Source organism: Pseudomonas sp. WP18, assembly GCF_036689585.1.
Lineage (GTDB): Bacteria > Pseudomonadota > Gammaproteobacteria > Pseudomonadales > Pseudomonadaceae > Aquipseudomonas > Aquipseudomonas chlororaphis_E.
The window spans coordinates 4,328,414-4,347,959 of record NZ_CP144758.1 but is presented as its reverse complement, the minus strand read 5'-3'; the positions used below and the strand labels follow the sequence as shown (position 1 = coordinate 4,347,959).

The 19,546-nt window shown below is 61.4% G+C and carries 16 protein-coding genes and 2 rRNA genes (1 of these 18 only partly in view); 9 read left to right on the top strand and 9 right to left on the bottom strand.

Features of this window, described 5'->3' with window-relative positions; genetic code table 11:
• Positions 1-225 precede the first annotated feature (225 nt).
• Positions 226-3,117, top strand: a 23S ribosomal RNA gene (locus tag V5F23_RS19030).
• 137 nt (positions 3,118-3,254) lie between these two features.
• A 5S ribosomal RNA gene (gene rrf, locus V5F23_RS19025) occupies positions 3,255-3,370 on the top strand.
• 115 nt (positions 3,371-3,485) lie between these two features.
• On the opposite strand, the gene V5F23_RS19020 is transcribed toward rrf, so the two are convergent.
• Positions 3,486-3,887, bottom strand: a complete 402-nt coding sequence (locus tag V5F23_RS19020; protein WP_053151642.1) for a lysozyme inhibitor LprI family protein — start codon at positions 3,885-3,887, stop codon at positions 3,486-3,488.
• Positions 3,888-4,030: 143 nt separating this feature from the next.
• On the opposite strand from V5F23_RS19020, the gene V5F23_RS19015 reads away from it, so the two are divergent.
• On the top strand, positions 4,031-4,489 hold the full coding sequence (locus V5F23_RS19015; protein ID WP_047737822.1) for an SRPBCC family protein: 459 nt from the start codon (positions 4,031-4,033) through the stop codon (positions 4,487-4,489).
• Positions 4,490-4,974: 485 nt separating this feature from the next.
• Here the strand turns inward: V5F23_RS19015 and V5F23_RS19010 are convergent, their stop codons facing one another.
• Complete coding sequence (locus tag V5F23_RS19010) at positions 4,975-5,919, bottom strand: AraC family transcriptional regulator (RefSeq protein ID WP_053151636.1); 945 nt, start codon at positions 5,917-5,919, stop codon at positions 4,975-4,977.
• 202 nt (positions 5,920-6,121) lie between these two features.
• Here V5F23_RS19010 and V5F23_RS19005 point away from each other — a divergent pair, with 202 nt between their 5' ends.
• Positions 6,122-6,859, top strand: coding sequence for an SDR family oxidoreductase (locus V5F23_RS19005; RefSeq protein WP_042732162.1), 738 nt, complete (start codon positions 6,122-6,124; stop codon positions 6,857-6,859).
• Between the two features lie 46 nt (positions 6,860-6,905).
• Here the strand turns inward: V5F23_RS19005 and inhA are convergent, their stop codons facing one another.
• A complete protein-coding gene (gene inhA / locus V5F23_RS19000; protein ID WP_042732161.1) occupies positions 6,906-7,595 on the bottom strand; it encodes an isonitrile hydratase in 690 nt (229 codons plus the stop codon).
• Positions 7,596-7,694: 99 nt separating this feature from the next.
• Between inhA and V5F23_RS18995 the strand changes: the two genes are divergently transcribed.
• On the top strand, positions 7,695-8,687 hold the full coding sequence (locus V5F23_RS18995) for a GlxA family transcriptional regulator (protein WP_212802855.1): 993 nt from the start codon (positions 7,695-7,697) through the stop codon (positions 8,685-8,687).
• On the opposite strand, the gene V5F23_RS18990 is transcribed toward V5F23_RS18995, so the two are convergent.
• Positions 8,656-9,558: an alpha/beta hydrolase gene (locus tag V5F23_RS18990; protein ID WP_338496073.1), complete on the bottom strand. Its 903-nt coding sequence runs from the start codon at positions 9,556-9,558 to the stop codon at positions 8,656-8,658. The genes V5F23_RS18995 and V5F23_RS18990 overlap by 32 nt on opposite strands.
• 28 nt (positions 9,559-9,586) lie before the next feature.
• Positions 9,587-9,964: a hypothetical protein gene (locus V5F23_RS18985; RefSeq protein ID WP_042732158.1), complete on the bottom strand. Its 378-nt coding sequence runs from the start codon at positions 9,962-9,964 to the stop codon at positions 9,587-9,589.
• A 515-nt stretch (positions 9,965-10,479) separates the two neighbouring features.
• Between V5F23_RS18985 and V5F23_RS18980 the strand changes: the two genes are divergently transcribed.
• Positions 10,480-10,854 carry a DUF6124 family protein gene (locus V5F23_RS18980; protein ID WP_338496071.1) on the top strand — a complete coding sequence of 125 codons (375 nt, stop codon included), beginning with the start codon at positions 10,480-10,482 and terminating at the stop codon, positions 10,852-10,854.
• Between the two features lie 140 nt (positions 10,855-10,994).
• Here the strand turns inward: V5F23_RS18980 and V5F23_RS18975 are convergent, their stop codons facing one another.
• Together V5F23_RS18975 and V5F23_RS18970 are read right to left on the bottom strand one after the other, a co-directional pair.
• Positions 10,995-12,818: a glycoside hydrolase family 15 protein gene (locus V5F23_RS18975; RefSeq protein ID WP_053151613.1), complete on the bottom strand. Its 1,824-nt coding sequence runs from the start codon at positions 12,816-12,818 to the stop codon at positions 10,995-10,997.
• Positions 12,811-13,611, bottom strand: coding sequence for an SDR family oxidoreductase (locus V5F23_RS18970; RefSeq protein ID WP_123579742.1), 801 nt, complete (start codon positions 13,609-13,611; stop codon positions 12,811-12,813). Before V5F23_RS18970 ends, V5F23_RS18975 begins: the two co-directional genes overlap by 8 nt.
• 160 nt (positions 13,612-13,771) lie before the next feature.
• On the opposite strand from V5F23_RS18970, the gene V5F23_RS18965 reads away from it, so the two are divergent.
• Positions 13,772-14,947 (top strand): MFS transporter, encoded by a 1,176-nt coding sequence (locus V5F23_RS18965; RefSeq protein ID WP_042732814.1) that lies wholly within the window; start codon positions 13,772-13,774, stop codon positions 14,945-14,947.
• 35 nt (positions 14,948-14,982) lie between these two features.
• On the opposite strand, the gene V5F23_RS18960 is transcribed toward V5F23_RS18965, so the two are convergent.
• Both V5F23_RS18960 and tam read right to left on the bottom strand, forming a co-directional pair.
• Positions 14,983-16,116, bottom strand: a complete 1,134-nt coding sequence (locus V5F23_RS18960) for a cupin-like domain-containing protein (protein ID WP_338496069.1) — start codon at positions 16,114-16,116, stop codon at positions 14,983-14,985.
• Between the two features lie 80 nt (positions 16,117-16,196).
• Entirely contained in the window at positions 16,197-16,967 is a 771-nt protein-coding gene (gene tam, locus V5F23_RS18955; protein ID WP_338496067.1) for a trans-aconitate 2-methyltransferase, read from the bottom strand.
• A gap of 145 nt (positions 16,968-17,112) precedes the next feature.
• On the opposite strand from tam, the gene V5F23_RS18950 reads away from it, so the two are divergent.
• Both V5F23_RS18950 and V5F23_RS18945 read left to right on the top strand, forming a co-directional pair.
• The gene (locus V5F23_RS18950) at positions 17,113-17,847 is read left to right on the top strand and encodes an alpha/beta fold hydrolase (RefSeq protein ID WP_042731904.1); all 735 of its coding nucleotides are present in this window, start codon (positions 17,113-17,115) and stop codon (positions 17,845-17,847) included.
• 248 nt (positions 17,848-18,095) lie between these two features.
• Positions 18,096-19,546, top strand: partial view of a non-ribosomal peptide synthase/polyketide synthase gene (locus V5F23_RS18945; RefSeq protein ID WP_338496065.1) — the 5' end (the start) only. Its footprint extends 10,891 nt past the window's final position; the window shows 1,451 of its 12,342 coding nt (coding positions 1-1,451); the start codon lies at positions 18,096-18,098; the stop codon falls past the right edge of the window.

Sequence of the window (19,546 nt, the reverse complement as noted above, 5' to 3'; positions counted from 1 at the left end):
GCTTAGAAATGAGCATTCCATCGACGTGATGGTGAATGTTGATTTCTGGTCTTTTGACTGGATCGTTCTTTAAAAATTTGGGTATGTGATAGAAAGATAGACTGAACGTTACTTTCACTGGTAACGGATCAGGCTAAGGTAAAATTTGTGAGCGTTCTTAATTGAGCATGCAAATTTTCGGCGAATGTCGTCTTCACAGTATAACCAGATTGCTTGGGGTTATATGGTCAAGTGAAGAAGCGCATACGGTGGATGCCTTGGCAGTCAGAGGCGATGAAAGACGTGGTAGCCTGCGAAAAGCTTCGGGGAGTCGGCAAACAGACTGTGATCCGGAGATGTCTGAATGGGGGAACCCAGCCATCATAAGATGGTTATCTTGCACTGAATACATAGGTGCAAGAGGCGAACCAGGGGAACTGAAACATCTAAGTACCCTGAGGAAAAGAAATCAACCGAGATTCCCTTAGTAGTGGCGAGCGAACGGGGACTAGCCCTTAAGCTTCTTTGATTTTAGCGGAACGCTCTGGAAAGTGCGGCCATAGTGGGTGATAGCCCTGTACGCGAAAGGATCTTAGAAGTGAAATCGAGTAGGACGGAGCACGAGAAACTTTGTCTGAATATGGGGGGACCATCCTCCAAGGCTAAATACTACTGACTGACCGATAGTGAACTAGTACCGTGAGGGAAAGGCGAAAAGAACCCCGGAGAGGGGAGTGAAATAGATCCTGAAACCGTATGCGTACAAGCAGTGGGAGCAGACTTTGTTCTGTGACTGCGTACCTTTTGTATAATGGGTCAGCGACTTATTTTCAGTGGCGAGCTTAACCGAATAGGGGAGGCGTAGCGAAAGCGAGTCTTAATAGGGCGTCTAGTCGCTGGGAATAGACCCGAAACCGGGCGATCTATCCATGGGCAGGTTGAAGGTTAGGTAACACTGACTGGAGGACCGAACCGACTACCGTTGAAAAGTTAGCGGATGACCTGTGGATCGGAGTGAAAGGCTAATCAAGCTCGGAGATAGCTGGTTCTCCTCGAAAGCTATTTAGGTAGCGCCTCATGTATCACTGTAGGGGGTAGAGCACTGTTTCGGCTAGGGGGTCATCCCGACTTACCAAACCGATGCAAACTCCGAATACCTACAAGTGCCGAGCATGGGAGACACACGGCGGGTGCTAACGTCCGTCGTGAAAAGGGAAACAACCCAGACCGTCAGCTAAGGTCCCAAAGTTATGGTTAAGTGGGAAACGATGTGGGAAGGCTTAGACAGCTAGGAGGTTGGCTTAGAAGCAGCCACCCTTTAAAGAAAGCGTAATAGCTCACTAGTCGAGTCGGCCTGCGCGGAAGATGTAACGGGGCTCAAACCATACACCGAAGCTACGGGTATCACGTAAGTGATGCGGTAGAGGAGCGTTCTGTAAGCCTGTGAAGGTGAGTTGAGAAGCTTGCTGGAGGTATCAGAAGTGCGAATGCTGACATGAGTAACGACAATGGGTGTGAAAAACACCCACGCCGAAAGACCAAGGTTTCCTGCGCAACGTTAATCGACGCAGGGTTAGTCGGTCCCTAAGGCGAGGCTGAAAAGCGTAGTCGATGGAAAACAGGTTAATATTCCTGTACTTCTGGTTATTGCGATGGAGGGACGGAGAAGGCTAGGCCAGCTTGGCGTTGGTTGTCCAAGTTTAAGGTGGTAGGCTGAAATCTTAGGTAAATCCGGGGTTTCAAGGCCGAGAGCTGATGACGAGTTACCCTTTGGGTGACGAAGTGGTTGATGCCATGCTTCCAAGAAAAGCTTCTAAGCTTCAGGTAACCAGGAACCGTACCCCAAACCGACACAGGTGGTTGGGTAGAGAATACCAAGGCGCTTGAGAGAACTCGGGTGAAGGAACTAGGCAAAATGGCACCGTAACTTCGGGAGAAGGTGCGCCGGTGAGGGTGAAGCACTTGCTGCGTAAGCCCACGCCGGTCGAAGATACCAGGCCGCTGCGACTGTTTATTAAAAACACAGCACTCTGCAAACACGAAAGTGGACGTATAGGGTGTGACGCCTGCCCGGTGCCGGAAGGTTAATTGATGGGGTTAGCTAACGCGAAGCTCTTGATCGAAGCCCCGGTAAACGGCGGCCGTAACTATAACGGTCCTAAGGTAGCGAAATTCCTTGTCGGGTAAGTTCCGACCTGCACGAATGGCGTAACGATGGCGGCGCTGTCTCCACCCGAGACTCAGTGAAATTGAAATCGCTGTGAAGATGCAGTGTATCCGCGGCTAGACGGAAAGACCCCGTGAACCTTTACTATAGCTTTGCACTGGACTTTGAATTTGCTTGTGTAGGATAGGTGGGAGGCTTTGAAGCGTGGACGCCAGTCTGCGTGGAGCCATCCTTGAAATACCACCCTGGCAACTTTGAGGTTCTAACTCAGGTCCGTTATCCGGATCGAGGACAGTGTATGGTGGGTAGTTTGACTGGGGCGGTCTCCTCCTAAAGAGTAACGGAGGAGTACGAAGGTGCGCTCAGACCGGTCGGAAATCGGTCGTAGAGTATAAAGGCAAAAGCGCGCTTGACTGCGAGACAGACACGTCGAGCAGGTACGAAAGTAGGTCTTAGTGATCCGGTGGTTCTGTATGGAAGGGCCATCGCTCAACGGATAAAAGGTACTCCGGGGATAACAGGCTGATACCGCCCAAGAGTTCATATCGACGGCGGTGTTTGGCACCTCGATGTCGGCTCATCACATCCTGGGGCTGAAGCCGGTCCCAAGGGTATGGCTGTTCGCCATTTAAAGTGGTACGCGAGCTGGGTTTAGAACGTCGTGAGACAGTTCGGTCCCTATCTGCCGTGGACGTTTGAGATTTGAGAGGGGCTGCTCCTAGTACGAGAGGACCGGAGTGGACGAACCTCTGGTGTTCCGGTTGTCACGCCAGTGGCATTGCCGGGTAGCTATGTTCGGAAAAGATAACCGCTGAAAGCATCTAAGCGGGAAACTTGCCTCAAGATGAGATCTCACTGGAGCCTTGAGCTCCCTGAAGGGCCGTCGAAGACTACGACGTTGATAGGCAGGGTGTGTAAGCGCTGTGAGGCGTTGAGCTAACCTGTACTAATTGCCCGTGAGGCTTGACCATATAACACCCAAGCAATTTGCGCTTAGAAAGCCAGATTGCGGTGTGGTGAAGACGAAACGAACCGAAAGTTTGCGGCTCACACCTGATCACATACCCGATTTGCTGGAACGCTGAAAAGCGCGCTGGCTCAAGAATTTCTTGACGACCATAGAGCATTGGAACCACCTGATCCCATCCCGAACTCAGAAGTGAAACGATGCATCGCCGATGGTAGTGTGGGGTTTCCCCATGTGAGAGTAGGTCATCGTCAAGATTAAATTCCGAAACCCCAATTGCGAAAGCAGTTGGGGTTTTGTTTTTGCGCTGAAAAAAGTCAGCCCCAAAAAAGGATGACCTAGAAGAGGCCATCCTTGTTGTTGGCAGGGCGCTTAAGCCTCGGGCACTGGACAGCTCAAGTCGCCTTCCTTGCAGTTGAGGTAGGCCTTGAATGCTTCAACCCGTGTCTTGGTCTGCGTGGTCATGCAGGTACTGTAGATCAGTGGATAAACGCTGCCGCCTTCGACCCCGGAGGCGGAGAAGTCGCATTCGGCGTCACGGAAAGCGATCCAGGCGCGCTGTGCCTTGACCAGCATCTGCTTGGCCTCGGGATTGTCCTTCAGGCGTCCCGTGATCTGCTTGTAAAGGTCATTCAGCTCTTTGTCGGCCGCCTTGTACTCTTGGGCCGAGCATTGGTTCATATCGCCTTGAGTCATGGCATTGGCGCAGTCGTCGGCTTGGGCAGGGCTGATGAATAGCAGAGGTGTCAGGGCCAGAAGCAGGCGTGGGGACATACCGGGTCTCTCCTTGAGGGATGAAAAATGGCTGGGGAAGTTTACATCGGTCAGGGGCACCGGGCTGGAAACAACGACCTGATACAACTTTCCGGTTGGCCTTGTGGTCTTACAAGCCTACTGTTGCACACAGGAGGTGACCCATGCATTCATCCGATCGCATTGAAAGAAAGATCCTGCTCAAGGTCCCGCGGGCTCAAGTCTGGCGAGCCTTGGCCAATGCCGAAGCTTTTGGGCAGTGGTTCGGTGTCGCGCTTGAGGGGAAGCGGTTCGTGGCGGGTGAGCGTACCCAGGGGCAAATCACTTATCCAGGTTACCAACACCTCATCTGGGACGTGGCGGTGGAGCGGGTGGAGCCCGAGCGGGTGTTCTCGTTTCGTTGGCATCCCTACGCTATCGAGCCCGACGTGGATTACTCCCAGGAGCCCGAGACACGGGTGCAATTCGAACTCGAAGACATGAACGGCGGCACCTTGCTGAAGGTGGTGGAGTCCGGCTTCAACGCCATTCCCGAGGCGCGTCGGCTCAAGGCTTTTCGTATGGACAGCCGTGGCTGGGACGAGCAAATGGCCAATATCGAGGCGTTCCTGAGCAAGTCCTGAGCTGGCTTGGCTGTCATACCTGAGCATATGCAAGGTTTTGGAGGGTACCGGTATAGCGAATGTCTTACACGCAATAGTAGCTATGTCGTCTATTGCACTTTGGATCCGAAGCGTAATCTGGCCCCATCCACTGATGCACAGGATGTGCTCAGGATCAGGGACGATCGACCTTGCAAGGATAGCTATCGACAGGGAGTCGTAATGGTCTTGGAAAAACCCGCTTCGGCGGGTTTTTTTTCGTCCATCAAAAAGTCAGAAAGAGCGGTATAGCGAATTGCTTACACGCCGCTGCTGCTTTCTCGTCTTTTTTCGAATCACCGGTGGGCCTAATCTGTGTCCATCCACTGAGTACAGGGAGTGCTTGGGGTCATGGATGATGGGACCAGGCAAGGAATGCCAGACAGGAAGTCAAATTGGTCCTCAAAAAACCCGCTTCGGCGGGTTTTTTTTCGCCTGTGGAAAAATGCCGATCCGTCGGCCTGGCTTCAAGCGCTGTCGACCTGCAACGCCTGGGCCCGCAGCCGGGCAATGTCCTTGCTCGGAGAAGCACCGAACAGGCGGCTGTACTCCCGGCTGAACTGCGACGGGCTCTCATACCCCATCTTGTAGCCAATTGACGAGACGTCGCTGTTATCTGCCAGCAGCAATCGCCGGGCCTCCTGCAAGCGCAGCTGCTTCTGGTATTGCAGCGGGCTCATGGCTGTTACGGCTTTGAAGCGGTGATGCAATGCCGAAGGGCTGAGGTTGATCATTTGCGCGAGGCTGTCGATGCTCAACGGTTCGGCGTAATGGGTGTTGAGCCATTCGATGGCACGGCTGATGCGGTGAGTCTGGGTATCGGGGATGGCAATTTCTTGTAGGCGCTGGCCTTGGGTGCCACGCAGCAGCCGGTAGAAAATCTCCTGCTGGGCCAGGGGCGCCAGAGTGGCGATATCGTCCGGGCTGTCCAGCAGCCGCAACAGACGCAATACGGCGTCGAGCAAGGGCGAGTCGATGCGGTCGAGGAACAGGCCGCGCCCGGTTTTCGGAGGCGGTACGCCGATAGCACTGGCGTCGGCAATCAGGCGACAGATCTGCGCCGGGTCGATGTCGAGGCGAACGCACAAGTAAGGGCGCTCAGGAGAGGCTTCGACCACCTGGCCGGCCAGCGGTAGGGTGACGGAGACCACTAGGTAATTGAGCGGGTCATACACGTAGCGTTCGTCCGCCAGGCGCACTTCCTTGCGGCCCTCGACGATCACGCACAAGCCCGGCTTGTGCACCACGTGCAAGGCATCGGTGGGCTGGTCGCAGCGAACAATGTTCAAGGTGTCGATGGCGGTGGCGTAGACACCGTCTTGAGGAGCGAAGCGCTTCATCAACTCCGCCAGTTCAGCGCGGCGCTGGTTGACGCCATCGTCTGGCGCACTGTGCATGGGCGATACCGACATGCTGATCAATCTCCCTGACCCAATGAGTGAACTGCGCTAGTAAAACCGATTGCGCGGCGGGCGGCCAGGGGTGGTGTGATCGCTACAGGATCGTGCAAGTGCACAGGAGGATTCGGCTAACCCCAACCCTTGTCGTTTCCCTAATCTGGATTTGTCAGAGCGCTCCTACCGGGAGCCAACACACCCAGACGAGGAAACCATCATGTCCGATATTCAAAACAAAGTAGTGGTGATCACCGGTGCCAGCAGCGGGATTGGTGAAGCCGCCGCACGACTGTTGGCCGCCCGTGGCGCCCGTGTGGTGCTTGGCGCCCGGCGTATCGACCGCTTGCAGGCGTTGGTGCAGGAACTCGAAGCCGCCGACCAGCAAGCCGCTTGCAAGACCGTGGACGTGACCCGCCGTGAAGAGGTCCAGGACCTGATCGATTTCGCCGTCGAACGTTTCGGCACGGTTGACGTGATCATCAACAACGCTGGCGTCATGCCGCTCTCCAAGCTCGAAGCACTGAAAGTCGAGGAGTGGGATCGCATGATCGACGTCAACATTCGCGGCGTACTCCACGGCATCGCTGCCGGCTTGCCGCTGATGCAGCGTCAGCGCAGTGGCCAGTTCATCAACATCGCTTCGATTGGTGCCTACGCGGTCAGCCCGACCGCCGCTGTTTACTGCGCCACCAAGTACGCGGTGCGGGCGATTTCCGAAGGCTTGCGCCAGGAAGTGGGCGGCGATGTGCGGGTGACGGTGATTTCTCCCGGCGTAACGGAGTCGGAACTGGCCGAGAGCATTTCCGATGAAGGGGGACGCGCCGAAATGCGCGAATTCCGGCGGATTGCCATCCCCGCCGAAGCCATCGCGCGGGCGATTGCCTATGCTATCGAGCAACCGGCGGATGTGGACGTCAGCGAGTTGATCGTGCGGCCTACCGCCAGCCCTTACTGAGCGTGGCCTTCGGTGGCGAGCGGACTGCTCCGCTCGCCACGGGTCACTAGGCGGTGATGGACAATCGTGCGGCGGCGCGTTGGGTAATCTGCGAGCGTACCCGGAACGATTCCGCCGTACGCCGGTGCGCTTCCTCCAGGATTGACACCGGTGCGGTCTCGGGGCTGCCGGCATCGAACGGCGGCGCCGGAGCGTATTCCAATTGCAACTGGACCAACTCGGCCGTGGGCTGGTCGAACAGCTCGGCTGCCAGGGTCAACGCGAAGTCGATGCCCGCCGTGATGCCACCGCCGGTGATCAGGTTGCCGTCACGCACCACGCGCTCCTTGACCGGGGTCGCACCCAGGGTTTGCAGCAAGCTGTGATAGGCCCAGTGGGTGGTGGCTCGTTTCCCTTGCAGCAAGCCAGCGGCACCGAGCACCAGCGAACCGGTGCACACCGAGGTGATGTACCGCGCATGGCTAGCCTGTTGCCTGATGAAGTCCAGGACCTGCTCATCCTCCATTAATGCCCCGACACCGGTGCCACCCGGGACGCAGATCGCGTCGAGCCTCGGGCAGTCTTGGAATGTGGTCGTTGGCAGCAGCACCAGGCCGGTGCTGGAGGTGACTGGCGCCAAGTCTTTCCAGATCAGGTGCACTTTCACGTCCGGCAGCGAGGCCAGCACGTCATACGGTCCGGTCAGGTCCAACTGCTGGACTTGGGGAAACAGCAGTAAACCGATGTGCAGCGTCATGATGCTTTTCTCCTTGAGTAATGCCCGGGGGCTGGACGATTTCACTTTAGGCCCTTAGGCTCTGGCGAATACGCCAATAACCCCACGAATCACGCCAATATGCCCAACACCCCTAAATCCGTTCATGTCCTGGCCTTCGCCAACGTGCAAGTGCTCGATGTCACCGGGCCGTTGCAGGTGTTCGCATCGGCCAATGACCTGGCTCGCCAGCAAGGCCTGCCGTTGCCTTATGCGCCGACGGTGGTCGCCGCAGGCGGCGGAGCGGTGATGTCTTCTGCCGGGTTGGCGCTGATGGCCGAACCGCTGCCGACCGAGCGCAGCGACACGCTGCTGATTGCCGGTGGCTGGGGCGTGTACGAGGCGGCGAAGGATCCGGCGCTGGTGGCTTGGGTCAAGGATCACGGCACGCGTTCGCGGCGGGTGGCGTCCGTGTGCACAGGCGCGTTCCTGCTGGCCGCCAGCGGATGGCTGGACGGGCGGCGCGTGGTCACCCACTGGACCCGCTGCGAACAGTTGGCCGAACAGCACCCGCAACTCAAAGTCGAACCCAACCCGATCTTCATCAACGATGGCCCGGTCTGGACCTCGGCGGGTGTCACGGCCGGTATCGACCTGGCCCTGGCCCTGGTTGAGGATGACCTGGGACGCGCCGTGGCCCTGGAAGTCGCCCGGCACCTGGTGGTGTTCCTCAAGCGGCCGGGCGGGCAGTCGCAGTTCAGCGTGACCCTGTCACTGCAGAAAAACGGCGGCCGGTTTGATGAACTGCATGCCTGGATCGCCGAGCATCTGACCTGTGACCTGGGTTTGCCGAGCCTGGCCGCCGAGGTGGGCATGAGCGAGCGCAGTTTCGTGCGTCACTACCGCGCCGACACCGGCCAGACCCCGGCGCGGGCCGTCGAATTGATTCGTGTGGAAACCGCGCGCCGCCTGCTCGCCGATACCGTGGTGCCGATCAAGCGGGTGGCGATGCAGTGCGGCTTTGGCAGCGAAGAAACCCTGCGCCGCAGCTTCCTGCGGGCCATGGGGGTGACGCCCCAGGCGTATCGCGAGCGGTTTTCGGTCAGCCTTCAAGCAGATCCAGCAATGCCTTGAGCGTGGCTTCGGGCGCTTCCTGGGGAATGTTGTGGCCTACGCCGGCCAGCACCCGCCGTTCATAAGCACCGCTGAAATGTGCCGCGTCCTCATCTTGTTCAGGGGCGGGGCCCACGCCGTCGTCGGCGCCGCAGAGGGAAATGCTCGGCACGCTGATTAACGGTTGTGCCGCGAGCCGTTCCTCCATCCATTCCAGGGTCGGGTCCCCCGGCGCATACATGAAGCGATGGCGGTAGGAATGAATCACCACCTCGACGAAGTCCGGGTTGTCGAACGACGGGGCGCTGAGGGGATAGCATTGCGCGCCTCGGGCCCAGGTGGGTGACCACAGGCGCCAGAGCAATTCGCACAACTCACGGCGATTTTTCGTCAGCCCTTCGACGCCCCGTACGGTGTGGAAATAATACTGGTACCACAGGCGATACTCGGTTTCCGGGGCCAGCGGTTGCGTCGAGTGGGGGATGTCCTGCAGGTTGTAGCCATCGCCGGTCACCAGGCCGCGCACGCGCTCCGGCCACAACGCGGCAACGATGCACGCCGCCCGGCCGCCCCAGTCATAACCGCACAACGTCGCCTGGCCGATGCCCAGCACGTCCATCAGGTCCAGCAGGTCCTGGGCCAGCGCCGCCTGTTGGCCGGAACGCATGATCGCCGGGTTGTTGAACCGGGTCGGGCCATAGCCGCGCAGGTAGGGCACGAGGACTCGATAGCCGCGCTGGGCCAACGCCGGGGCGACGTCATCGAAGGCCCTGGGGTCGTAGGGGAAGCCGTGCAGCAGGATCACCGGCTCGCCGCTGGCCGGCCCGTGTTCCTCGTAGGCGATGCGCAGCAGCGGTGTCACCGCGTAGCTGACGGTTGGCGCTAGGTTCATATCGGTCTCCGGCGGCGCCTGGCGGTGCTCAGGCGGGTTCCTGGTTCACGTATTTGGTCCGATCCGGCGTGAATGTCACGATCATGTTCGTGCTGGAGCACGTCAGCGTGCGCTCTTGGGACAAGTCGATGTCCAGGTCTTCGCCCCGCAGGCCTTGCCATTGGGCGAGGTACTTGAGGCAGCCGAATTTTTCGTTCTTCTTCAGGCTGCGGCTCACGCCGCCTTTCCAACCCAGCACCGGCAACTCGCCGGCCAGGCAGCGTTGGGCCAGCTCGGGAAACCGCGTCGCGCGCTCGCGACCGATTTCCCAGCATTTGATCAGCCCCCGGTCCTGGCCTTCCCAGAGGTCTTCGCGGGTCAGGCCTGTTCGGGGCGCAGTGGTGATGGGGCGTTGTATACGGGACATGTCGGATCCTTGAGTCGGGTTGTCGGGCAGCTCCGCTGCACCCATGGGTGCATCGATCTTAGGAGGGGTTTGGGGGGCTCGCAACCCAGTCGCGGATAAAGGGACCCGCACAACCGAGGTACTGCACCTGTGGCGAGGGCGCTTATTCCCGCTCAGGTTGCGCAGCGGCCCCAGGCATCTTGCGCCTGCTGCGCAGTCGAGCGGGAGCAAGCTCCCTCGCCACGGGTGGGTGTCCTACAAAAAATTGGGTGGAAAGGAATTTTCTGACGAGTCGTGGCGGTTGTCGGTTAGGAAACACCGGGGATAGGCTTTGATGGTCGCTGCAAAATCAGCGACCGGGTTTGGTCGCCCGGGTTTAGAATGGCGCACGATGCCGCGTGAGTGGTTGTCTGCTTTATGGCTGACTGTGCGTGGGAGGGCTTTGGGCCCTGCCGGGTTTCCATTCCCTGGTCGACCAACCTGCGTACAGTTCGCCACCCTCTGCTTGGTCGCGGAATGGCGAACTCCACCGTTGAATGGAGATTCATGTCACGGTCAAGATCACCCCCAACCCTCCAAAAGCCGAAAACCTTTCCGCCTACACCACCTTCAATACCCAAAAACTCCGCGAAGCCGCCGACCGGGCGTTGGACGCGCATTTGTCTGCCGCGACCCCGGCCAAGCCCGACACCCAGGATGGGCAGATATTTTCAGTGGTCCCGGGCCTCAATACCGAATCGGTGCTGACCAGCCTCAGCGAAACCTTGGCCTCGGCCAACGCCATGGTCAGTGACCTGGCATTCGAACTGGAGGGCTCGCGACGGCATGTGGCACTGGGGATTTTGCAGTTGATCGAGTTGGGTGCGTTGCTGGCTGACCGGGCGCTGGATGATGTGGAGCTGCCCCGTTAACTGACCCGCCGTCCCGTGGCGAGGTAGCTTGCTCCCGTTGGGCTGCGCAGCGCCCCCAGGCATCTTGCGCCTGCTGCGCAGTCGAGCGGGAGCAAGCTCCCTCGCCACAAGGTATCTATTTGGGCGCGTGGTTATGCAGCTCACGGCTGCCAATGATTTTTCTCCCCACTCAACTTGCGATCCAGGAAACTTGCCGCGCTGATCAGTGCCAGGTGAGTCAGGGCCTGGGGGGTGTTGCCCAGGTGGTAGCCGTGGCTGTCGAATTCTTCGGCGTACAGCCCCAGGGGGTTGGCGTAGCGCAGCAGTTGTTCGAACTCCAGTTGGGCTTTTTCCACGCGGCCGGCGCGGGCGAGGCATTCGACGTACCAGAACGAGCAGGCGGCGAAGGAGCCTTCGGTGCCGCTGAGGCCGTCGATGGGGCTGTCGTCGTTGCGGTAGCGGTAGACCATGCCGTCGCGCACCAGGCTCTTTTCAATGGCGTCCAGGGTGGAGAGCCAGCGCGGGTCGCGGGCGCTGACGAAGCGGACCAAAGGCATCAGCAACATCGAGCCGTCGAGGGCGGTGCTGCCCAGGCGCTGGACGAAATGCTGGTGTTCGTCGTTCCAGAAGTTTGTCCAGATGTCTTCGTAGATCGCCTGGCGGGTCTCATCCCAGCGGGCGAACGGGGCGGGCAGGGAGCGTTTTTCGGCGAGGCGGATGGCGCGGTCGACGGCGACCCAGCACATCAGTCGCGAATGCAGGAAATGCTGTTTCTCGCCGCGCATTTCCCAGATGCCGACGTCGGCGTCCTGCCAGACCTCGCAGACCTGGTCGATCACCTCGACCGTGTGTTTCCAGCCTTGGTGCGAAATGGCCTCGCCGTACTTGTTGACCAGGTAAACCGCGTCCATCAGTTCGCCGAAGATATCCAACTGGATCTGCTGGTAGGCCAGGTTGCCGATGCGCACCGGCTGCGCATTGCCGAAACCGCTCAGGTGCGGCAATTCGCTCTCGGGCAGCTCCAGCCGGCCGTCCAGGCCATACAGGATGTTGAGTTTGGTCGGCTGTTCGCAACAGTCGCTAACCCGGCCCCGTAACCAGCGCATGTAGGCGTTGGCTTCTTCGACGAAGCCCAGGCGCATGAACGCATAGACGGTAAAGGACGCGTCGCGGATCCAGGTGTAGCGGTAATCCCAGTTGCGTTCGCCGCCGCGGGTTTCCGGCAGGCCGAAGGTGGCGGCGGCGAGGATGGCGCCGTGTTTGCGCGAGGTCAGCAGCTTCAAGGCCAGGGCGGAGCGGTTGACCATTTCCCGCCAGCGCCCGCGATAGTTGGACTGGCCGATCCAGCCACGCCAGAACGCCAGGGTCCGTTCCAGGCAGATGCCGCTGACGTCGTCCTGAAGCCGCGGGTCGTCGATGCCGCCCAAGAGGAACTCGGCGCTCTGGCCTTGTTCGAGGGTAAATTCGGCCACTGCCGCATCGCCGTCCAGGGTCATGGCCTGATCGGAACACAAGCGCAGGCTCGGTTGCCCCGGCGCCTCGAAGCAGACATGGGCCTGGTCTTGGCGCGCTTGGGTGGCGGCGCGGGCATAGTCGTGGCGCACCGCGCAGCGCATGCGAAAGGTCGCGCTGCCCACGGTCATGTGCACCTTGCGCATCAGTACGGGCAGGTCATCCTCGGTGTCGCCGATGGGCAGCAGGTCGGTGATTTCCACCACGGCGCCGTCACTCAGCCAACGGGTTTGCAGCACGTTGGTGTCGGGCAGGTAGATCTGCTGGCGACGCGCATCCGGCAGGTCTGGCGCGAGTTGGAAAATACCCGCCGCCGGAGTGTCCAGCAGCGAACAGAAGATCGACGGACTGTCGAATTCCGGCCAGCAGAAAAAATCGACACTGCCGCGGTCGTTGACCAGGGCGGCGGTGCGCATGTCGCCGATGATGCCGTGGTTCTCGATGGGGCTTTGCGGTTCGTCATGATCAGCCATTGCCGCGAAACCCCGGATAAAGGCTCATCCCGCCGTCGATGAACAAGGTGGTGCCCACCACATAGTCGGACAGATCCGACGCCAGCCACACCACTGCGTTGGCAACGTCCTCCACATCCCCGACGCGGCCGTAGGGGATCAGGTCCAACAGCTTCTGCCGCTGTTCACCTTCGACGACGTCGCGGTTGATGGCCGTGCTGATGGCGCCGGGGGCGATGCTGTTGATGCGGATGCGCTGGTGGCTGGTTTCCTGGGCCAGGCTCTGCATCAGCAGGTCGACACCGCCCTTGGAGGCCGCGTAGTTGACGTGGCCGGCCCAGGGAATGCGCTGGTGCACCGAGCTCATGTGGATAATTTTGCCCGCTGCCCGGGACACGCCCTGGCGAATGCCCTGGCGAGTGAAGATGCGCAGGGCGGCGCGGGCGCAGAGGAACTGGCCGGTGAGGTTGGTGCCGATCACGGTGTTCCAGTCTTGCAGGCTCATGTCGACGGCGGCCGCATCTTTTTGCAGGCCGGAGTTGGCCACCAGGATATCCAGCGTGCCAAAGGCCTCCAGGGTCTTGGCGAACAGCCGTTCGACATCCTCTTCCCGGGAGACATCGGCCCCCACGGCCAGGGCGCGCCCGCCGTTGTCATTGATCTCGCGAGCCAGGTCTTCGGCCGGGCCGGCGCTGGAATGGTAGTTGAGCACCACGGCGGCACCGGCTTGCGCCAACGCCCTGGCGGCACCGGCGCCAATGCCGGAACTGGCGCCGGTGACGAGGGCGACTTGTTGGGCGAGGGAAATCTGCATGAATGGGCACCTTCACTGGACGGCTTTATAGGCTGACTGGCGTGAGGCCTGGAGAGTTCACTCGTGCCAGACAGTCTTCACATTCTCACCACATTTGGGCGCTTCCCCCGTGGTCGTCCTTTGTGGCAAGTTGCAGGCCCCCTGTTAAGGCCCGTAGCCCATGGCAAACCCCTATCGCGAACTGTTCAACGCCCCCGGCAGCCTGGGGTTCGTGCTGGCCGGCATGGTGGCGCGCATGCCGATTTCCATGACAGGCATCGGCCTGATCACCATGCTCTCGCAATTGCAGGGCGGCTATGGCCTGGCCGGTGCAGTGGCGGCGACGTTTGCCTTGGCGACCGCGTTCTGTGCACCGCAGGTGTCGCGCCTGGTCGACCGTTTCGGCCAAGGACGTGTCTTGCCGATCGCCGCGCTACTCGGTGGCGGGGCGCTGGCGCTGCTGTTGCTGTGCACGCACTTGCAGGCGCCTCAATGGACGCTGTTCGTGTTCGCCGCCCTGGCCGGTTGCATGCCGAGCATGTCGGCCATGGTGCGGGCGCGCTGGACCGAGTTGTACCGTGGCCAGCCGCAACTGCGCACCGCCTATGCGCTGGAGTCGGTGCTCGATGAAGTGTGTTTCATCGTCGGGCCGCCGCTGTCGGTGGGTCTGTGCGTGGTGGCGTTTCCGGAGGCGGGGCCGCTGGCGTCGGTGCTGGCGCTGGCGCTTGGGGTGACGGCGTTTGTCTTGCAGCGCGGCACCGAGCCACCGGTGCACCCGCATCAGGCCCAGCACCAAGGTTCGATCATCGCTTCGGGTGACGTGCTGTTGTTGCTGCTGTTGATGATAGCCATGGGCATCATCGTCGGCGTGGTGGATGTGGTCAGCGTGGCGTTCGCCCAGCAACAGGGGCAACCGGCGGCGGCGAGTATCGTACTGTCGGTGTATGCCTTCGGTTCGTGCCTGGCGGGATTGGCCTTCGGTGCGCTTCGTTCAAAGCTGCCCTTGCCGCTGCTGTTTTTGTACGGTGGGGCAGGTACGGGGTTGACGACGCTGCCGTTGTTGCTGGCGTCCAATATCACCGGGTTGTCGGCGGCGATGTTCGTCGCTGGGCTGTCCTTTGCGCCGACGCTGATCGTCGCCATGGCCCTGGTGGAGCGCCTCGTGCCGCCGGCCAGGCTGACCGAAGGCCTGACCTGGCTGGTGACCGGCCTGAGCATTGGCGTGGCAATCGGTGCGGCCGGCTCCGGCTGGCTGGTGGACACCTTTGGCGCGCGCAGTGGGTTCTGGCTGGCGATAGTGGCCGGCGCGGTGGTGTTGGGCGCGGCGGTGCAGAGTTATCGGCGGTTGAAAGAGTGATCAGCCACAAGAGCATTGTGCCAAGGTATCTGCCGCTACCAACCCCGCCCCGAATTCACCCAGAAATTCACCGACAACGAAGTCGACACCGACGCTACCTGGTGGAACCAGCCTTCAGGCAGGAACAGCAAGTCCCCGGCCTCCAGTGTCACCCGCATGAATGTGACGTCCCGGGCGTGGGGGAAGCGCTGGTAGTCCGGCGCGTCGGGGTTGAAGTCGCAACCGTCGAGCCCGCCCTGGGGCGCGGTGGACCAGGTGCCGAGGGCTTCGCGGTGATGGGGCGCGGCGAGGGTGAAGGTTTTCTGGCCCCAGACCTGGGCGAACAGGTTGTCGGTGTCGTCGCGGTGCAGCGGTGTCAGCGTGCCCTTGGGGCCGATCCAGATGCGCGGCGGGATGAACAGCGCCGGGTCGAAGTAGGGCGGGTACTTGATCTGCTCCAGCAATTGCGCGGGCAGGATGTTGTTGCCCATGTACGCCGGTGGCTCACCGTTGGCGCTCTTGGCCGCGGGGCTGTCGAGGGAGGCGATGAAGTCGGCCATGGAGGTGGAGCGGAAATCCCGTTCGGTGGAGAAGGTTTTCTTCACGTAGTCGCCATGGCGGGTGATGCCTTGCAGTTGCGCAAAGTGCACCAGGGACTCCTCGCGGCTGAGCTTGAACAACGGCCAGTCCTGCAGCGCATCGCTGATGACCACCGGGATGCCGTGGGGCAGATAGCGAGCGCGAAACTCCTGCACCGACAAACCGCTGCGCGGTCGACGCTCCACGCTGCGCTGGACCGGCAGGCTGGCGGTGAGTTTTTCGCTGAAGCGCGACGGGGTCGGGTAGCGCTTGTTCATGTCGACTTTTTCTACCACGCCACCCCCATGCCGGGCATGGTCGATGATCTGCGGCAGCAACGTCGCCAGGCCCATGTTGCCGCCGATCTTCAGGCGCCCGCTGGCGAACAATTCTTCGACGTTGGCCATGCCGCCCATGATTGCGAGAAAGTCCTTCTCTGCCACGTCGATGGTCACGTCGGGGCTGGTGTGCCGACCGGCCTGGGTGCGGCTGCCGGCCTTGACCTCGGACCAGTACGCCTGGTGCGGGCCGAACACAAATTGGAAGACGCCCTCGATACCGACGGCGCCGGCATTGGCGAACAGTTTGCCCAGGATGGTTTGCAGGTCCACGGCGCTCACTCTTGTGGGTTTGGGTCCTAGCAGAGGACGAGCGCCTGGTTCAGGAATTTAGTCCCGCGCCGGCCTTTGCTTCAACGCGTCGCCACCATGAACACGCGGGGGAACGGCAGCAGCACCGAGCCATCGTCCAGGGTCGGGTAAGCCTGTTCGACGGCTTTGAGGTACTGGGCCAGGTACTGCTCGCGCTGCGGCTCATCCAGAGGGGCGAGAAACGGCCGCAGGCCGCTGCCCTTGAACCACTCCACCACGCCCGCCGCGCCGTCGGCCAGCGGGTGATGGTAGACCGTGCGCCAGACGTCGACGCGGGCGCAGTGGGGCTTGAGGATCGAATAATAGGTGCTGGGGTCTTCGACCTCGGTGCGGCTCTGCGCGGCCTGCGCCAGTTGGCTGGCCCAGGGACCGTTCGCCGCGATATCGCGCATCAGGCGATGGGAGGGCTGGTGCAGGGTGTCGGGCATCTGGATCGCCAGGCTGCCGCCGGGGGCGAGTTTGTTCACCAGGGCGGGCAGCAGCGTGGCATGGTCGGGCAGCCATTGCAGCGCGGCGTTGGCGAAGATCACGTCGAACGGTCCGGGCTCATGCCATTGGCCGATGTCGGCGATATCAAAGGTCACGGCGGGCAAGCGGCGGCGAGCGGCCTCGATCATGTCACCGGAGCTGTCCAGGCCGCGCACCGTTGCGCCGGGGAAGTGTTCCGCCAGCAGTTCGGTGGAGTTGCCGGGGCCGCAGCCTAGGTCGATCACCGAGCGTGCCTCGCGGGTCGCAATGGCGGCCAGCAGGTCCCGGGCGGGGCGGGTGCGTTCCTGTTCAAACGTGACGTACTGTCTGGCGGACCAGCTCATGGCGTTCTCCTTCAAGGTCGGCGTGAGTCCAGGGTCGTCAGTATAAGGGGGTGCGAAGGCGATAGCGCGAGCGCTTGGCGGGTGACTAATTTTTTGTCATGTTGCTTCGTTATCTTCTACACACGACCGATCGGAGAAAACCGCAGTGACTCAACTGACCCTGCTGTGCCTGCCTTATTCCGGCGCCAGCGCGATGGTTTACAGCCGCTGGCGGCGCAAGTTGCCGCAATGGCTGGGCGTGCAGCCGGTGGAGTTGCCGGGGCGCGGGGCGCGTTTCGGTGAGCCGCTGCACACCGAGATGGGGCCGTTGGCGATGCAACTGGCGCGGGAGCTGCGCCCGACCCTCCAGGCGCCTTATGCCTTGTTCGGCCACAGCCTGGGGGCGCTGCTGGCCTGTGAGATGGCCCATGCCTTGCGCGAACTCGGTTGCCCGGAGCCGGTGGCCTTGTTTGCCTCGGGCACCGCGGCGCCAACGATGCGAGCCGACTACGACCGGGGTTTCGCCGAGCCGAAAACCGACGCCGAACTGATCGACCAGTTGCGCACCCTCAACGGCACCAGCGAGGAGGTGCTGGCCAACGAAGAGTTGATGGCCCTGACCCTGCCGGTGCTGCGCGCAGACTTCCTGCTGTGCGGGCGTTTCCAGCCGCGGGTGCGCCCACCGCTCACTTGCCCGGTGCACGTGCTCGGCGGCACCACCGACCGGGCCAGCACCGAACAACTGATCGGCTGGAGCCGCGAGACGTCCGGCAGTTTCTCGGTGGACATGCTGGCCGGCGGGCACTTCTTTATCCATGAGCACGAGGCCAGGGTGCTGCGGCTGATCAAGGATCAACTGAGCGTGCATCATCGCCGCCACGGGCTGGCAATCAGCGCCTGATCATTATTCCCGGCATCCTCCCCGGTGAGAGCGAGCTTGCTCGCGAAAGCATCTCTGAGTCACCGCCTCCCTGGCTGACCCAGCGCTTTCGCGAGCAGGCTGGTTCCCATTTCTCTATCAATCCGTGCCCCTCGTTTTAAGCCCTTCCTGATACCTATTCTCAAACGCTAATTTTTCCGGTCTGCATTCGTTTTATAGGGACGACTTGCCTCTGTGCCTTGTGCCCACTGATTCCGGATACCCCTCAAATGAATGCTGAAGACGCCTTGAAACTTGCTCGCCGGTTTATCGGGTTGCCCCTGGAAAAGCGCCGTACGTTCCTGGCGGCGCTGGACAAGGAGGGCGTGGCGTTCAGCGGCTTTCCCATCCCTCGGGGCGTCGAGGCCGAAGACCGCCAGGCCCTGTCCTATGCCCAGCAGCGCATGTGGTTTCTCTGGCAACTGGAGCCGGCGAGTGGCGCCTATAACCTGCCTGGCGCGGTGCGCCTCAAGGGCGCGTTGAGCCTGTCGGCGCTGGAGCAGGCGTTCGCCAGCCTGGTGGCGCGCCATGAAACCCTGCGCACGGTGTTCCAGCGCCAGGCCGACGACAGCCTGGTGCAAGTGCCCGCCAGCGCTGCCCTGGAGATCGAGCGGCAGGACCTGCGAGCCTTGCCAGCCGCCGAGCGCGAGCACGCGGTGCGCCGTGCGGCCGAGGCGCAATCGATGCGTCCCTTCGACTTGTCCACAGGGCCTTTGCTACGCGTCGAACTGCTCGCGCTCCAAGACCAGGAGCACGTGCTGCTGCTGACCTTGCATCACATCGTCTCCGATGGCTGGTCGATGAACGTGCTGATCGACGAATTCATCCGCTGCTACGACGCCTTCGAGGCAGGCACCACGCCGCAACTGGCCGAGTTGCCGATCCAGTACAGCGACTACGCCCTCTGGCAGCGGCGCTGGCTGGAGGCGGGCGAGCAGGCGCGACAACTGGCGTATTGGCAGGCCCAGTTGGGCGACGAGCAGCCCGTGCTGGCGTTGCCCCTCGATCATCCGCGCCCGGCGATGCCCAGCTACCGTGGCACCCGTTACACGTTCGACGTGGAACCGGCCCTGGCCGAGCAATTGCGCGCCACCGCCCAGCAGCACAACATCACTTTGTTCATGCTCCTGCTCGGCGCATTCAACGTGCTGTTGCATCGGTACACCGGCCACACCGACATCCGCGTCGGCGTGCCCATCGCCAACCGTAACCGGGCCGAGACCGAAGGGCTGATCGGCTTCTTCGTCAACACCCAGGTGTTGCGCACCGAGCTGGGCGGCCAGACCCGTGTCGATGAGCTGCTGCGCGCGGTCAAGGACACGGCGCTGGGCGCCCAGGCCCATCAGGACCTGCCCTTCGAGCGGCTGGTGGAAGCGCTCAACGTGGAGCGCAGCCTCAGCCATACGCCGCTGTTCCAGGTGATGTACAACCACCAGCCGCAAGTGGCCGACATCGCCAGCCTGCACACCGCGTCGGGCCTGGAGCTGTCGATGCTGGCGTGGCAGAGCCGCACCACCCAGTTCGACTTGACCCTCGACACCTGGGAAAAGGCCGGCAAGCTGCACGCGGCGCTGACCTACGCCGATGACCTGTTCGACGCCGCCACCATCGCCCGCATGGCACGCCACTGGACGCGCTTGCTGCAAGGCATGGTGGCCGACAGCCGTGCGCTCATCGGTGA

Bases quoted from the DNA above. Each gene is read 5' to 3' on its own strand.
- V5F23_RS19020 (WP_053151642.1), bottom strand. From the start codon at position 3,887: ATGTCCCCACGCCTGCTTCTGGCCCTGACACCTCTGCTATTCATCAGC.
- V5F23_RS18975 (WP_053151613.1), bottom strand. From the start codon at position 12,818: ATGGCTGATCATGACGAACCGCAAAGCCCCATCGAGAACCACGGCATC.
- V5F23_RS19005 (WP_042732162.1), top strand. From the start codon at position 6,122: ATGTCCGATATTCAAAACAAAGTAGTGGTGATCACCGGTGCCAGCAGC.
- V5F23_RS18985 (WP_042732158.1), bottom strand. From the start codon at position 9,964: ATGTCCCGTATACAACGCCCCATCACCACTGCGCCCCGAACAGGCCTG.
- V5F23_RS18980 (WP_338496071.1), top strand. From the start codon at position 10,480: ATGGAGATTCATGTCACGGTCAAGATCACCCCCAACCCTCCAAAAGCC.
- V5F23_RS19015 (WP_047737822.1), top strand. From the start codon at position 4,031: ATGCATTCATCCGATCGCATTGAAAGAAAGATCCTGCTCAAGGTCCCG.
- V5F23_RS18970 (WP_123579742.1), bottom strand. From the start codon at position 13,611: ATGCAGATTTCCCTCGCCCAACAAGTCGCCCTCGTCACCGGCGCCAGT.
- V5F23_RS18990 (WP_338496073.1), bottom strand. From the start codon at position 9,558: ATGAACCTAGCGCCAACCGTCAGCTACGCGGTGACACCGCTGCTGCGC.
- V5F23_RS18995 (WP_212802855.1), top strand. From the start codon at position 7,695: ATGCCCAACACCCCTAAATCCGTTCATGTCCTGGCCTTCGCCAACGTG.
- tam (WP_338496067.1), bottom strand. From the start codon at position 16,967: ATGAGCTGGTCCGCCAGACAGTACGTCACGTTTGAACAGGAACGCACC.
- V5F23_RS19010 (WP_053151636.1), bottom strand. From the start codon at position 5,919: ATGTCGGTATCGCCCATGCACAGTGCGCCAGACGATGGCGTCAACCAG.
- V5F23_RS18965 (WP_042732814.1), top strand. From the start codon at position 13,772: ATGGCAAACCCCTATCGCGAACTGTTCAACGCCCCCGGCAGCCTGGGG.
- inhA (WP_042732161.1), bottom strand. From the start codon at position 7,595: ATGACGCTGCACATCGGTTTACTGCTGTTTCCCCAAGTCCAGCAGTTG.